11 protein-coding genes, 1 tRNA gene and 3 rRNA genes are annotated in these 15,365 nt (G+C 59.8%); 4 read left to right on the top strand and 11 right to left on the bottom strand.

The features are described from left to right. Positions 1-39: 39 nt before the first annotated feature. Positions 40-930 (top strand): EamA family transporter RarD, encoded by an 891-nt coding sequence (gene rarD, locus ACP8LP_RS02850; protein WP_063279726.1) that lies wholly within the window; start codon positions 40-42, stop codon positions 928-930. A gap of 63 nt (positions 931-993) precedes the next feature. Here rarD and ACP8LP_RS02845 read toward each other — a convergent pair whose 3' ends face one another. Together ACP8LP_RS02845 and ACP8LP_RS02840 are read right to left on the bottom strand one after the other, a co-directional pair. Beyond that, positions 994-2,922: an OPT family oligopeptide transporter gene (locus tag ACP8LP_RS02845; RefSeq protein ID WP_171023521.1), complete on the bottom strand. Its 1,929-nt coding sequence runs from the start codon at positions 2,920-2,922 to the stop codon at positions 994-996. 134 nt (positions 2,923-3,056) lie between these two features. Further along, complete coding sequence (locus tag ACP8LP_RS02840) at positions 3,057-3,488, bottom strand: GtrA family protein (protein WP_063279728.1); 432 nt, start codon at positions 3,486-3,488, stop codon at positions 3,057-3,059. Between the two features lie 135 nt (positions 3,489-3,623). On the opposite strand from ACP8LP_RS02840, the gene ACP8LP_RS02835 reads away from it, so the two are divergent. Continuing rightward, the gene (locus tag ACP8LP_RS02835; RefSeq protein ID WP_063279729.1) at positions 3,624-4,127 is read left to right on the top strand and encodes a GNAT family N-acetyltransferase; all 504 of its coding nucleotides are present in this window, start codon (positions 3,624-3,626) and stop codon (positions 4,125-4,127) included. Between the two features lie 125 nt (positions 4,128-4,252). Here ACP8LP_RS02835 and rrf read toward each other — a convergent pair. The 3 genes from rrf to ACP8LP_RS02820 all read right to left on the bottom strand — a co-directional run bounded on the left by rrf (position 4,253) and on the right by ACP8LP_RS02820 (position 9,356). Continuing rightward, a 5S ribosomal RNA gene (gene rrf / locus ACP8LP_RS02830) occupies positions 4,253-4,369 on the bottom strand. Between the two features lie 102 nt (positions 4,370-4,471). Continuing rightward, positions 4,472-7,559: ribosomal RNA gene (locus tag ACP8LP_RS02825) — 23S ribosomal RNA — on the bottom strand. 275 nt (positions 7,560-7,834) lie between these two features. Then, positions 7,835-9,356, bottom strand: a 16S ribosomal RNA gene (locus ACP8LP_RS02820). The 16S, 23S and 5S rRNA genes sit together here, the layout of an rRNA operon. A gap of 849 nt (positions 9,357-10,205) precedes the next feature. Here ACP8LP_RS02820 and ACP8LP_RS02815 point away from each other — a divergent pair. After that, positions 10,206-11,015, top strand: coding sequence for a hypothetical protein (locus ACP8LP_RS02815; RefSeq protein WP_036976499.1), 810 nt, complete (start codon positions 10,206-10,208; stop codon positions 11,013-11,015). 144 nt (positions 11,016-11,159) lie between these two features. Next, entirely contained in the window at positions 11,160-11,789 is a 630-nt protein-coding gene (locus ACP8LP_RS02810; protein WP_171023518.1) for an NUDIX hydrolase, read from the top strand. 48 nt (positions 11,790-11,837) lie between these two features. Here ACP8LP_RS02810 and ACP8LP_RS02805 read toward each other — a convergent pair whose 3' ends face one another. From ACP8LP_RS02805 to ACP8LP_RS02780, 6 genes are all read right to left on the bottom strand, one after another. Then, positions 11,838-12,674 (bottom strand): Bax inhibitor-1/YccA family protein, encoded by an 837-nt coding sequence (locus ACP8LP_RS02805; protein ID WP_016667120.1) that lies wholly within the window; start codon positions 12,672-12,674, stop codon positions 11,838-11,840. 141 nt (positions 12,675-12,815) lie between these two features. After that, a tRNA-Leu gene (locus tag ACP8LP_RS02800) sits at positions 12,816-12,888 on the bottom strand. An 11-nt stretch (positions 12,889-12,899) separates the two neighbouring features. Then, entirely contained in the window at positions 12,900-13,832 is a 933-nt protein-coding gene (locus tag ACP8LP_RS02795; protein ID WP_063279928.1) for a Ppx/GppA phosphatase family protein, read from the bottom strand. 12 nt (positions 13,833-13,844) lie between these two features. Then, a complete protein-coding gene (locus ACP8LP_RS02790; RefSeq protein WP_063279929.1) occupies positions 13,845-14,369 on the bottom strand; it encodes a DUF501 domain-containing protein in 525 nt (174 codons plus the stop codon). A 7-nt stretch (positions 14,370-14,376) separates the two neighbouring features. Then, entirely contained in the window at positions 14,377-14,817 is a 441-nt protein-coding gene (locus ACP8LP_RS02785; RefSeq protein WP_063279932.1) for an FtsB family cell division protein, read from the bottom strand. 288 nt (positions 14,818-15,105) lie between these two features. Then, complete coding sequence (locus tag ACP8LP_RS02780) at positions 15,106-15,246, bottom strand: hypothetical protein (protein ID WP_256998377.1); 141 nt, start codon at positions 15,244-15,246, stop codon at positions 15,106-15,108. Between the last annotated feature and the right edge of the window lie 119 nt (positions 15,247-15,365).

Below are 15,365 nucleotides of genomic sequence, written 5' to 3'. Positions count from 1 at the left end.
ATGTGCGCATGCACCCGGTGACCGTGACATGATCCCCGGGTGCATAACGACATCGAGGCAAGACGAGGACTGACGACCGGTATCGCCCTCTACCTCATGTGGGGATTCTTCCCCCTTTACTTCCGGTTGCTGGAGCGTTCAGGAGCCTTCGAGATCATCGCCCACCGCGTGGTGTGGTCCTTCGCCTTCTGCGCCATCCTGCTGACGATAGAGAAGGGTTGGCATCGGCTCGCCGCCCTGGCCCACGACCGCCGCAGTCTGTGGGGTCTCGTGCTGGCCGGCCACCTGGTCCTGATCAACTGGACCCTCTACGTCTGGTCCGTCAATGCCGGTCACACCCTTGACGCCGCGATGGGGTACTTTATCAACCCCCTCGTCTCGGCCTTGCTGGGTGTGCTGGTCCTGCGGGAACGACTCAGTCCGGCCCAATGGATGGCTTTCGGAATCGGCATCGTCGCCGTCGTCGTCCTCATGGTGGGGCATTCCTCCACACCCCTCATCTCGCTGGGACTGGCAATGAGTTTCGGACTCTACGGCCTGGTCAAGAAAGTGCTCGGAGTGGCGGTGAAACCCGCTGTCGGGCTCATTGTCGAAACTCTGGCGACCACTCCTCTGGCCCTGGTGTACATCGGGTGGGGCGTTGCCCGCGGGAAATCCACCTTCACCGGCTCCTACAGCCTGCTGTTGGTGAGCGCCGGCATCCTGACCGCTGTTCCCCTGTTGATGTTCGCCTTCGCGGCCTCCCGCATCAGCCTGACGACGCTAGGAATCCTGCAGTACATCTCACCGCTCCTGCAGTTCTTGGTCGGGCTGTTCCTCTTCGGCGAGCAGATGCCTTGGCAGCGCTGGGTCGGGTTCTCCCTGGTCTGGGTGGCCGTCGTGATGTTCTCGGCAGAAGGACTCATCCGGTTGGTGCGACGCACACGATGACGCCGTCATGGAAAGGCACAGGGGCCACCGGACAATCCCGGTGACCCCAGACGTCTTTCCGGATCAGGCCTCGACACGCTCACGCGCCTCGCGCTTGGTCCACTGGTACAGAATCGCAATGGCAGCCACGAAAATGATCATGCCGACGATTCCAGCACCACTGTCCCACGACTCCGGAGCAATGGCGATGACGTCCTCGGAGCCCGCGGCAGCGATGAGCGCCGCATAGATGACGCCGAAAATGGATTCACCGACGATGAGTCCGGTGGCCAACAGGATGCCGGTCCGCTTCTTGCCCTCGACGTCGCCACCGGTGTGGGCAGCCCATTTGTCGAACAGCCAACCGAGGCCAGCCCCGATCGGGATGGTCAGCGACAGGGTCATCGGCAGGTACATACCCATGCCGACAGCCAGCGGGGGAAGTGAGAACTTCTTGGAGGTGTGGGTGAGAATCTCGTCGACGATGATGACGCCAATGCCGACCAGTGCGCCAATTCCCATCAGGCCCCAGTCCAGGGAGCCGCCGAAGACGCCGGTGGCCAAGAACGAGATGAGAGTGGCCTGCGGGGCCTGCAGAGCGTTCGGTCCGGCGCCCGGGGCACCCTGGAATCCGAAGGCGGTCTGCATGAGCTGCATGACGGGCGGGATGATCGCCGATCCGAAGACGACGCCAATGATAAGGGCGACCTGCTGTTTCCACGGTGTGGATCCAACCAGCTGGCCGGTCTTGAGGTCCTGGAGGTTGTCATTCGAGATCGTCGCGATACCGAAGACGATCGACGCCGTGAACAGGGTGTAGGCCACCAATTTGACGGTCTCGTCGCCACCAACGGCACCGTAGGTGAGCTTGATGAGCAGAGCGGCCACCAGGACGACGAGGATGCCGACACCGGAGATCGGGCTGTTCGACGCACCAATGAGACCAGCCATGTAGCCACAGACGGACGCAACGGCCAGGCCGACGAGCAGGATGAAGACCAGACTGACGATGATGACGCCGGTCATGGACTTCGAGACCACCATGTCGCGGGCAAAACCCCACAGCATGAAACCGATCGGGACCATGGAGAGCAGTACGACGGTCAGGACGACCGACACCGGCAGGTCACGCTCGGTCAGCGGAACCTCGCCGCCCTTGTGACGGGTCTTGGAGGAGCGAACGGAGTCGCGGATGCCCTTGGTGATGGGGCCGATGACCTTGATGAGAGTCCAGATGGCCGCCACACCAATCGTGCCGGCGCCAACGAAGCGCACGTCACTGGTGAAGACCTCCTGGATGACGTCGAGGTTGCCGCCAACCTTGCCGGAGACTCGCCATGGCAGTATCGCTCCGTAGGAGATGATGATGCCGACGAGCATGGCTGCGGCGACGGCGATACCGACGAGATGACCAACGCCGATGAGGGCCATCGACATGCTGACGCCAACCATCGAGCCACTGCTGTTGCCTACCTTGAACAGCTTGGTGAGGGCTGACTTCACCAGCTTGAGGTCGGACAGCAGCGCATACCCGGCCGACACCAAGGAGCCGACGATGATGACGCGTAGGCCCACCTTGTTGGCGTCGGTTGTTCCGGCGGAGTCACCAACCTTGAGGACCTCAGCACCAGCGACGCCCTCCGGGTAAGGAAGATCAGATCCGGTGACAAGAGCTCGTCGCAGCGGGATGGAATACATGACGCCGAGGATGCCGCCCACCAAGCAGATCGCGAGGGTGGTCCAGTACGGGAATCCCGTCCACCAACCGACCATGATGAGGCCGGGTAGCACGAAGATGATTGCCGAAAGGGTTCCAGCAGCAGAGGCAATCGTCTGGACGATGTTGTTCTCTGCGACGGAGTGTCCCTTGAAGTGGCGCAACACGGCCATCGAGATGACAGCGGCCGGAATTGACGTGGCGAAGGTCAGGCCGACCTTGAGGCCGAGATATACGTTCGCCGCGGTGAAAACCAACGTCATGAGGCCGCCGAGGATAATGCCCCGGAGCGTCAATTCACGTACTGATGACCCTGACGGCTGGGCCGGCGCTGATGCGCTCGATAAGTCAGACATACTCCACTTCTTCCGTAGGTTGACCTGCCCACTATGCCACCGTCAGAACCTCAAAGGATGCAGGACACGGCTAGTTACGCCAATTTTCGCCTTCCAGACTTCGGGAACACCCAAAGGCTCAACATGAAATAGACGTAAAGCCCCTCAACACACGCAGCGGTGAAGCGAGCAAGTTCGAAATGGACCCCTATGTGCTCCAAAAGGGACGAGAATCCCAGGGTGAGACAGACGTAATTGGTCACCATCGTGATGACGTAACGACCGCTCTGACGACCCAGATCGCCATGAGACTGAAAATTCAGCCACCTATTGACGAAGAAGGAGTAGATGGCCGACAATCCGTATCCCAGCGATACCGAAATTGGGTACGGCAGTCCGACGCCGCGAAAGAAAACGGCTAACAGGCTCATGTCGATGAGGAACCCGAGCCCGTTGATGATGCAGTAGCCGATGAAGGTGACGGGGAGCCCTGACAGCGGGAACGGCAAAACGGAGTGGATCGTCAAACACGCTCTGGCAAAGACGCGAGGGGCAGAGCGTCGGGGAATCCTCCTACCCCGTATTCGCTTCGCACTCGTCACCACGAATCCATTTTTGCAGCTGGGTCAAGGACCGTCGTCACCGGTCGATACCCTGACGCCATGGCCATAACACGACGCGCAACCACAGCCGACCTGCCGTTCATGGTCCATGTGCTGCGGCATGCGGCCGGCGGGGTATCGGAACCACTCGACATCAAGGAATGCCGAACCAATCCAGCCATCGCCCACTACATCGACGGCTGGACCCCAGACCAGATCGGGATGATCTGCCTCGTCGCTGGCTCCCCCATCGGGGCTGTCTGGTTGCGTGACCTGCCGGCCTCCGATCCCGGTTATGGTTTCGTCGCCCCGGGTATTCCAGAACTGACCATCGCCATTTCTCCTCAGCGACGTGGTCAGGGCCACGGCAGGTACCTCTTGGACAGCCTCCTCGACGAATGCCGGCGTCATAGCATCCATTCCGTGAGCCTCAGCGTCGACGCTGCGAATGAACCAGCCATGACGATTTATCGCAAGGCTGGATTCGTCGAAGTCTCCAGCGAGAACAACCACCTGACAATGCTCCATGTCGACGGCAACCCAGCAGTATCCCCACCACACTGAATCAACGTCCACCCAACGCATCACTGCCGGTACATGTCGACATGTACCGGCAGTGATGCGGGTATACAGAAAAGCTCCGGGCGGAACACTCGAAAATGTTCCGCCCGGAGCTATTGAAAAATAAATTCCGGCGGCGTCCTACTCTCCCACACGATCCCTCGTGCAGTACCATCAGCGCTGGAAGGCTTAACTACCGGGTTCGGTATGGGACCGGGTGTTTCCCTTCCGCCAAGGCCACCGGAAAAACTATGGGGCCAGTCAGGCTTGGCGCAACCCCCGCGTGGGGGCTGGGAGCCGTACAGTGGATGCGATCATCACAATTCTTCTTGGACGTGAAAGTGTGTGTTTGTAAGTCCTCGGTCTATTAGTACCAGTCAGCTCCACACCTTACGATGCGTCCACGCCTGGCCTATCAACCCGGTCGTCTACCGGAGACCTTACCAGATTCATCTGCAGGAACCCTCATCTTGAAGCGTGCTTCCCGCTTAGATGCTTTCAGCGGTTATCACAACCCGACGTAGCCAACCAGCCATGCTCTTGGCAGAACAACTGGCACACCAGAGGTCAGTCCGTCCCGGTCCTCTCGTACTAAGGACAGCCCTTCTCAAGATTCCTCCGCGCGCAGCGGATAGGGACCGAACTGTCTCACGACGTTCTGAACCCAGCTCGCGTGCCGCTTTAATGGGCGAACAGCCCAACCCTTGGGACCGACTCCAGCCCCAGGATGCGACGAGCCGACATCGAGGTGCCAAACCATGCCGTCGCTATGAGCGCTCGGGCAAGATCAGCCTGTTATCCCCGGGGTACCTTTTATCCGTTGAGTGACGGCGCGTCCACAAGCCACCGTCAGATCACTAGTCCCGACTTTCGTCCCTGCTCGACCTGTCAGTCTCACAGTCAAGCCCCCTTGTGCACTTACACTCGACACCTGATTACCAACCAGGATGAGGGAACCTTTGGGCGCCTCCGTTACCTTTTAGGAGGCGACCGCCCCAGTCAAACTACCCATCAGGCACTGTCCCTGAACCGGATCACGGCCCAAAGTTAGATAACCAGAACGACCAGAGTGGTATTTCAACAATGACTCCACAACCACTGGCGTGGCCGCTTCACAGTCTCCCACCTATCCTACACAAGTCGTCCCAATCACCAATACCAAACTATAGTAAAGGTCCCGGGGTCTTTCCGTCCTGCTGCGCGTAACGAGCATCTTTACTCGTAATGCAATTTCACCGAGTTCATGGTGGAGACAGTAGGGAAATCGTTACTCCATTCGTGCAGGTCGGAACTTACCCGACAAGGAATTTCGCTACCTTAGGATGGTTATAGTTACCACCGCCGTTTACTGGGGCTTAAGTTCACCGCTTCGCCAACGCTAACAGTTCCCCTTAACCTTCCAGCACCGGGCAGGAGTCAGTCCGTATACATCGTCTTACAACTTCGCACGGACCTGTGTTTTTGGTAAACAGTCGTTTCCCCCTGGTCTCTGCGCCCCTCACCGCTACCAGCTGTAAAAGCCTTGACAGTTCAGGTCCCCCTTATCCCGAAGTTACGGGGGCATTTTGCCGAGTTCCTTCACCATGATGATCTCGATCGCCTCGGTATACTCTACCTATCCACCAGTGTCGGTTTAGGGTACGGGCGGACCAGCCACCTCGCTCACGAAGATTTTCTCGACAGTACAGGATCACTCACTCACCCACGTTCCGTGGGCTCGCCATCATGCCTCAACCACAACCCTGGCGGATTTACCTACCAGACGGTCCACACATTTAGCCCCGGACAACCATCGCCGGGGATGAGCTACCTCCCTGCGTCCCTCCGCAGCTTGCCTACTACATGATCGGTTCACACACTCACCACACCACCACAACATCAAAGACATCACAATGGCAGGCTCGCACGCTTAGCATCACACACCTCGACACGGACGGTGACAAGCCGGTACCAGAATATCAACTGGTTATCCATCGACTACGCCTGTCGGCCTCGCCTTAGGTCCCGACTCACCCAGGGCAGATTAACTTGACCCTGGAACCCTTGGATAATCGGCGGACGGGTTTTCCACCCGTCATTCGCTACTCATGCCTGCATTCTCACTCCCGCACAATCCACCACACGGTCACCCGGCAGCTTCACCTCGCACAGGACGCTCCCCTACCCAAACCCCCACAAAGGAGATCTGCCACAGCTTCGGCGGATAACTTAAGCCCCGCTACATTGTCGGCGCGGAATCACTTGACCAGTGAGCTATTACGCACTCTTTCAAGGATGGCTGCTTCCAAGCCAACCTCCTGGCTGTCTACGCAACTCCACATCCTTTTCCACTGAGTTACCACTTAGGGGCCTTAGCTGATGATCTGGGCTGTTTCCCTCTCGACGACGAAGCTTATCCCCCGCCGTCTCACTGCTACGCTCCACTTGCCGGCATTCGGAGTTTGGCTGATTTCGGTAAGCTGATAGGCCCCCTAGACCATCCAGTGCTCTACCTCCGACAAGAACCACGCAACGCTGCACCTAAATGCATTTCGGGGAGAACCAGCTATCACGGTGTTTGATTGGCCTTTCACCCCTATCCACAGCTCATCCCCTCCATTTTCAACTGAAGTGGGTTCGGACCTCCACGACGTCTTACCGACGCTTCATCCTGGCCATGGATAGATCACACCGCTTCGGGTCTAGAACACGCGACTCACGCCCTTATCGGACTCGCTTTCGCTACGACTCCCCCACACAGGTTAACCTCGCCACGCATCACTAACTCGCAGGCTCATTCTTCAAAAGGCACGCCATCACCCCACAAGGCTCTGACGGCTTGTATGCGACCGGTTTCAGGTACTATTTCACTCCCCTCCCGGGGTACTTTTCACCATTCCCTCACGGTACTGATCCACTATCGGTCACCAAGGAGTATTTAGGCTTGACGGGTGGTCCCGCCAGATTCACGCGAAATTCCACGAGTTCCACGCTACTTGGGGTAACCCTCACCAGTGCCACGCTTACAGTTACGGGACTCTCACCCACTCCGGTACGCCTTCCCAGACGCTTCACCTTCACGCAACATTTATCACTGGCCAATCCTGCGGCAGCAGAACCCAAAGGCCCCCACAACCCCGCACATGCAACACCTGCCGGCTTGAACACACACACGGTTTAGCCTCATCCACTTTCGCTCGCCACTACTCACGGAATCACGGTTGTTTTCTCTTCCTACGGGTACTAAGATGTTTCACTTCCCCGCGTTACCTCCCACACCCCTATACATTCAGGGCAGGGTCACCGGACACTACTCCGGACATTCCAGGTTTCCCCATTCGGACACCCCCGGATCACAGCTCGTTTACCAACTCCCCAGGGCTTATCGCAGGTTACAACGTCCTTCATCGGCTCTTGGTGCCAAGGCATCCACCGATCGCACTTAACAACTTGCACAACAACACAAGACACAAAAAATTAAGATGCTCGCATCCACTATACAGTTCTCAACCACCACACGAATCAACACCACACCCACCACACAGCAGACGCAGCATCACCGCACCAGGCCACCACACACCAGTGTGATACCCCAGAACCCCAACAGCATGCCCCAGACCGTCCACCACAAGATGAACACGCCAATGTTCCACAAGAAGCTAACCCATCCACCAACGACTCACAACGAGCCACACAGCAATGATGAGTCCTGACAATGAAGTGCTCCTTAGAAAGGAGGTGATCCAGCCGCACCTTCCGGTACGGCTACCTTGTTACGACTTAGTCCTAATTACCAGTCCCACCTTCGACGGCTCCCCCACACAGGTTAGGCCACCGGCTTCGGGTGTTACCGACTTTCATGACTTGACGGGCGGTGTGTACAAGCCCCGGGAACGTATTCACCGCAGCGTTGCTGATCTGCGATTACTAGCGACTCCGACTTCATAGGGTCGAGTTGCAGACCCCAATCCGAACTGAGACCGGCTTTCCGAGATTCGCTCACCCTCACAGGCTCGCAACTCTTTGTACCGGCCATTGTAGCATGCGTGAAGCCCTGGACATAAGGGGCATGATGACTTGACGTCATCCCCACCTTCCTCCGAGTTGACCCCGGCGGTCTCCACTGAGTCCCCACCATAACGTGCTGGCAACAGTGAACGAGGGTTGCGCTCGTTGCGGGACTTAACCCAACATCTCACGACACGAGCTGACGACAGCCATGCACCACCTGTGAACCAGCCCCACAAGGAGGCATACCCATCTCTGAGCACTCCCAGTCCATGTCAAACCCAGGTAAGGTTCTTCGCGTTGCATCGAATTAATCCGCATGCTCCGCCGCTTGTGCGGGGCCCCGTCAATTCCTTTGAGTTTTAGCCTTGCGGCCGTACTCCCCAGGCGGGGTACTTAATGCGTTAGCTACGGCACGGAATCCGTGGAATGGACCCCACACCTAGTACCCACCGTTTACAGCGTGGACTACCAGGGTATCTAAGCCTGTTCGCTCCCCACGCTTTCGCTCCTCAGCGTCAGGAAAGGTCCAGAGAACCGCCTTCGCCACTGGTGTTCCTCCTGATATCTGCGCATTCCACCGCTCCACCAGGAATTCCATTCTCCCCTACCTTCCTCAAGTCAACCCGTATCGAAAGCACGCTCAGGGTTAAGCCCCAAGTTTTCACTTCCGACGCAATCAACCACCTACGAGCTCTTTACGCCCAATAAATCCGGACAACGCTCGCACCCTACGTATCACCGCGGCTGCTGGCACGTAGTTAGCCGGTGCTTCTTCTGCAGGTACCGTCACAAAAGCTTCGCCCCTGCTGAAAGCGGTTTACAACCCGAAGGCCGTCATCCCGCACGCGGCGTTGCTGCATCAGGCTTCCGCCCATTGTGCAATATTCCCCACTGCTGCCTCCCGTAGGAGTCTGGGCCGTATCTCAGTCCCAATGTGGCCGGTCGCCCTCTCAGGCCGGCTACCCGTCAAAGCCTTGGTAAGCCACTACCCCACCAACAAGCTGATAAGCCGCGAGTCCATCCAAAACCGCCGAAGCTTTCCAACCCCCACCATGCAGCAAGGATTCCTATCCGGTATTAGCCCCAGTTTCCTGAAGTTATCCCGAAGTCAAGGGCAGGTTACTCACGTGTTACTCACCCGTTCGCCACTCGAGTACCCCCAAAGGGGCCTTTCCGTTCGACTTGCATGTGTTAAGCACGCCGCCAGCGTTCGTCCTGAGCCAGGATCAAACTCTCCAATGAAAAAATATCACCCACCCACACACACAATGCAGGCAACGGTGTCACAAGAGAATCCAAAACACTAACCCCAAACACTGACCAAAAAAATTCAGTCCATGTCCAGAATCACAAAGGAATTCATAAACAAATCCGACACATCCATAGATGCATCAAAAAATCATTGACTATCAAAGACACACTGTTGAGTTCTCAAGCATCACACCCACCAGAACAACCCCACCGCTTAACCAGCAGGACCACCCCAAGGCGACCCGACCGACCCTACCACACCAACCCCAACCCCGCAAAACCCGCGGTTTCAAGATCAGCCAGCAAAACCAGCCGAAACCGTGCCACCACTCCGAAAAGCAGCGACCCGATCAACTTTACCGGATCAATCCTGAATGTCAAATCCAGGAATTCACCAGGGAAATCACCATCAAGAAAACCATCCAGTCATTCCCAGCCCCCTCCAACAAGGGAACCCGCAGAAGCCTAAACACTCATCAAACAACCGTCAAATCGTGTCACCAACAATCCCACAACAGGACCATCAGCACTCCCACCAGCCCACACCCACCAGGCGCCAGGCCGAGAGACAACACTGCCACAACCACACCCCCAACGCAAATCAAGACAGGCCAACCTCCAGCTGCGTCGCCACGGAAGGTAGTCGTCAGTCCCCTACTCCCCTGCCCATAGACTCGACCCGTGACGTTTCGAGTCAAAGGGATCCGCCGAGTTGCCGGCGTGGTCGTCAGCGGGATTGCCCTATGTCTGTGTGCAGCATGTCACTCGTCGTCCCCCACCACCCCCTCGGACGAACCCAGCCGTACTGCTCTCGTCCCCTCCTCAAAGGTCACTCCGTCGATATCTCCCCTCGATGGCATCCACACCCGAACGATCATCGACGAGCTGGTAGCGGCCTCGGACAATGGCCCTGTCACCAAGGTGGACATCACCAAGACGGCCCTGAGCATCACTGTCCAGGCTGGCGGTTCTCCCACGGTGTGGACCTGGCAGAACGGGAAGATCGATTCTTCCGCGACCCACAGCACGCAGACGGCGTCGCGGCCCTTCCACCCCGACAACTTCGCCGTCGAGAAGATGCCGGAGATCCTCAGCAAGGCAGCTGAGATCTCCGGGTCTCACATGAACCAGAACTTGCAGATCGTCGAGTACAACGAGGGCACCGTCCTCATGACAGTGTCGACCAAGCCAGAGAGTCAGACGGTGTTCTTCCGACGGAACGGGTCGGTCATCAACCACATTGACTTCGCCACCACGACTGGCATGGCGGAGGCCTTGGCCGACGCCGTCGCGGGCGCCAAGGAGGTCGGCCAGATCAGTTACCAGCCCGACAAGGGAGTCATGGCCGACACCCCCACCGCGACGTCTGGCATCGTCATGCGGCGTACCCGCTCCGCCGACATGCCAGCATGGGCCATCCAGCGCAAGGGAGATGCCACTGCGACCTTCTCCCCCGCCGTCCTGAAACCAGAAGTCCTCGTCGGCATCATGGAGCGGGCGGCCGCCGGAACCAGTGAAACGCCGTCAGACATGGCGTGGGCCATCTCCTTGGACAAGAAGCTCGAAGTCCCTGTCATCCGCATAAGCATCAACGGCGTCGCGACGGCCTTCGACACCAAGGGCGTCGACGTCACTGACAAGCTCAAATAGCCCGAAAAAGTCTCCTGCGTGATTCAGCTCATCACGGAGCCGGACCGCTTCCTAGGACCAAGGTGGTTGAATGAAAGTGTGCTCATTACTGCGGTCGGAACGCCAGGCAGTGGGCAGACCCATGCCTTCCGCGTCCGTCACGGTATGAATCCGCACGTTGAACTGTGGCGCCACGGCCTCGTCATCAAGGAGTACTTGTCCGCTGATCGGGTGGACGACGAGATCGTCGTCACGGCCCATGTCGGCCCCAGAACATCTACTTCCCAGCCGCCCCGCACCCGCGATGGCGTGCCGGATCTGTCTGACGACCGCCAGGCCGGCGAACCGGTTCGTCCCTATCAACGCATCGCCGCCTACGCCGTCGTGCGGTCGCGTCGAGGACTGCTGGGCACCGAGTGCTCTCCCCGTACCGCCGTACCGGGCCTGTGGGCCCTCCCCGGTGGTGGTCTGGAGCCTGGAGAGTCCCCAGCTCAAGCCGTCACCCGAGAGGTCATGGAGGAGTCCGGGCAGCGGGTCCGGCTCAACCGCATCATCGACTTGCAGTCCGACCACTGGATTGGTCGGTCTCCCTCCGGGGTGTTGGAAGACTTCCACGCACTGCGGATCATCTACTCGGCAACGAGTGAGGACCCGACTGATCCCTATGTCATCGACGTCGGCGGCACCACCCAGTCGGCCCAATGGATTCCTCTGTGGCGATGGCGTCGACTCTCCTGGGGAGCGGCAACCCGGATGTGCCTCGAGACCCATCTGCGCGACGTTCCCAGTACCTGAGCATGACGAAGGGGCCCGGTCATCACCGGGCCCCTTCTGACGCTCACGTCACTCAGAACGGAAGTAGCTGAGGATCCGCAGAATCTCGGTATAGAGCCACACCATCGTCACGGCGATGCCGAAGGCAGCTCGCCAAGACTCGGAGACGGGAGCCTGGTTACGCACCCCCTGCTCGGCGTAGTCGAAATCCATCACGAGGTTCATGGCAGCCAGCACAACGCCCACGGCGGAGCACAGAATGCCGATGGGACCGAAGCTGGCCAGACCGAGATGGATCCCGAAGAGCATCAGCACGATATTGATGAGCATCGCGATGGCAAAGCCGAAGGTCGAGATGATGACGATCTGACGGAATCGCGGCGTCACCTGGATGTTGAAGAACTTGTAGCCAGCCAAGGTCACGCCAGCGGCGGCAAAGGTGCCCAGGACGGCCTGCACGACGATTCCCGGGTACATGGCCTCGAAAATGGCCGACATGGTACCCAGGACAAGGCCTTCGCACAGACAGTAGAAGATGACGCCCCCGACGGGGACCTTGCGGCGAGTACTCACGATCATGGCCGTGATGAATGCGGCGATTGAGCCCACCAACAGGGCAGCACCACTGGCCATGACGTTCGGCCCGATCAAGGTGAAGCTCACGGCGCCGATGGCAGCGATGATAAGCAGTACCAAGCCGGTGCGACCCAAGACGTCGTCAAAGGTCATCGCACGCTCAGCGCGCTGCTCGTGCATGTCGTCGTGTGACAGAGCCCCCCACTCGGCACCGGGCTGTCCAGACATGCCGTACTGCGGCCCGTAGCCCTGGCCAGCGTACGCTGGCTGACCATAGGGATTGCCGTGCGGCTGGAAAGCCTCAGCTCGGCTGAAGACCGGGTTGGCCATGGGATCCTCCTGTGAAAATCGTGGTGACCTCTACTGTAAACAACGCCGCGAGGACGTGAAACCTTCCCCGTATGCGGGACGACATTCGGACCACCCCGACGACTGGGGTCGTACACACCGCATAGCTGGTGCATCTTCGGGTACCCCCGACGGGATTCGAACCCGCACTGGGACGGGTTTAAGCCGTCTGCCTCTGCCGTTGGGCTACGGGGGCCAGGGAGAACGTCACCTCCCCTGCGCCAGCATCGCCAGCGCCATGCCGTCAAGGATATCGGTCTCCGAGACGACGAGTTCCCCCGCCGTCGTCCGATGGCACACCTCGTCAATGATAAGAGCACCGCCGCAGAGAACCTCGGCACGGCGTCGCTTCAACGGCCCCATCTGCTCGACCTCGTCGACCGTCGACGCAAGCAGTGTGTCTGCCAGGCCCGCCACCTGATCGGCTGTCAGCACCGAACGGTGAACCTTGGCTCGGTCGTACTCCGTCAGCCCCTGATTGATCGCTGAAAGACTCGTGACGGTTCCGGCGACCCCGACGACGGTGTGTGCGGTGGCCATGTCGACAGGGCACTCAGTGAGCATCTCCCGGACGTAAGTGCGTGCCTCGTCGATTTGTTCGGCGGTGGGCGGATCGTCGTGCAGGAAGCGTTCTCGCAGCCGCACGGAGCCGATGTTGAGGCTCACCTGGGAATCGATCTTGGTGCCATGGCCCAGCACCAGCTCTGTGGAGCCTCCGCCACAGTCGATGACGAGGACGGGCTCCTCGCTCACCTCGATCCCCGACATCGCGCCGGCGAAGGACAGACCTGCCTCCTCGCTGCCCGCGATGACCTCCGCGTCGACGCCAAGGGCCTTGTGTACCCCGGCGAAGAACTCATCCCGGTTGGAGACGTCGCGGGCGGCCGAGGTCGCGACAAAGCGAACGTCGTCGCAGTGGTGTTCGGTGATGGCCCGGGCGAAGGTTCGGCAAGCCGTGAACGTGCGTTCCAGTGCGTCAGGGTGGAAGGCCCCGGTGGTGTCGACCCCCTGGCCGAGTCTGACCAGCTCCAAATCCCTGGCCTGCTCGACGAGATGTCCGTCGGGGCTGGCCGAAGCAATCAGCAGGCGGATGGAATTCGTCCCGCAGTCAATGGCTGCGACGGTGCGATCGTCAGTCATGTCGTCCTCCTGTCACTCCGGGTCGTGGTGTTCGGGCGAGCATGGGTTGCACCAGAACTCTCCCAGCTCCTCGACGACTTCGTCACCAAAGGGGTTGACGCCTGGGCCGGCAGCCAGGGCGTGCCCAGCCAGGGCATGCAGGCACTTGACGCGGGTCGGCATGCCGCCGGCAGAGACCCCATCGATCTCGGAGACGGGGTCTAGACCGGCCTCCTCACCAATCCGAGTGCGGTCGGCAAGGTAGGCCTGGTGGGCGCGTCGGTACTGCTCGGCGAGTCCCTCGTCCTCACCAAGTCGTTCGGTCATCCGGGCCATCAGTCCGGAGGACTCGAGGGTGCCGATGAGGGAGGCTGCACGGGGGCAGGTCAGGTAGTAGGTCGTCGGGAAGGGAGTGCCATTCGGCAGCCTGGGCTCGGTCGCAATGACCGCGGGCTTCCCGCAGCCACATCGCCAGGCCACGCCAGCGACACCTCGTGGCTCGCGACCAAGCTGGTCCCGAACGGCCTGGCGGTCGTCCTCGGTGAATTCTTCAAGCATGGTCACCTCATCGATGGGAGGGGCTCGGGAAGGACGGCTTCACCGAGGGAGTAGGTGTGATCATCGCTCTCGGGGTGGCGGTGGGCGGTGCGGGATGGTCAACGTCCTGGATGGATTCAGCGGCTTGCCTCCACCAGTGGACATCAGCGCTGGCCTCGGTCGCGGGGTCCTTCTCGTCCAATGAGGTCGTCGATCCGATGACCTTGCCGTTCTCCGCGATGACCTGGTAGCCGGTCTCTCCCGGCATCACCCAACCGAGTTGAGCTCGCGCCTGTGCGCGTACATAGTCAGGATCGTGCCACCTCCTGACCTCGTCCTGGAGCGTCGAGATGGAGGCACGTGCTTCGGCCTCGTCGTCCTGGATGCGGGAGATCTGGGAGCGCTGGGAGAAGAAAATACCCAGACTGGGCGTGATCATGACGAGCACCAGCAGGACCGCAGCTCCCATGACGACTGCCCGCAGCGTCAGACCGAATCGACGAGGTTCCTCATCCCTGGGAGCGTGGTTTCGCGGCGGCTCCGTGCGGGTTGTGCGCTCGTAGTTACCGCGGTTCCTCGGGCCGGAACGGTTCGGGGAGGATGAGCGCGTCCGTCCTCCGTCCGGTCGCTGGGACCGTCCGGACGGGCGATTTCGGTTGCTCGGTGTGCTGGCCATCGTGGTCCATCATGACACGACCGCCCCGGAAACACCGGGCGGTCGTATCATGTCAGGTGTCGGGATCAGCACCTTGTGACGTCAATCAGGCCTAAAACACGGGACGGTAGTAGCGCCGGCGGACTCGGCAGGGTCACCCAGCTTCTTCTCGATGCGCAGCAACCGGTTGTACTTGGCGATGCGCTGCGCCACGAGGGGGCTCGACGTCGCGCTCCTGCGCACCCGCCCCTGTGCTTCGGGGCCGGGTAACGGGAGCCAGGAAGGCCCGCCATCGCCTCCATCATGACGCACACCAGCCGATACGGGCGACAACCAACCGCCCCCGCCCCGAGGAGGTGTCC

The organism is Cutibacterium sp. LaCa_89, from assembly GCF_058177555.1.
Note: the sequence above shows the minus strand (reverse complement) of the source record. Positions and strands in the feature narration are given on the sequence as shown.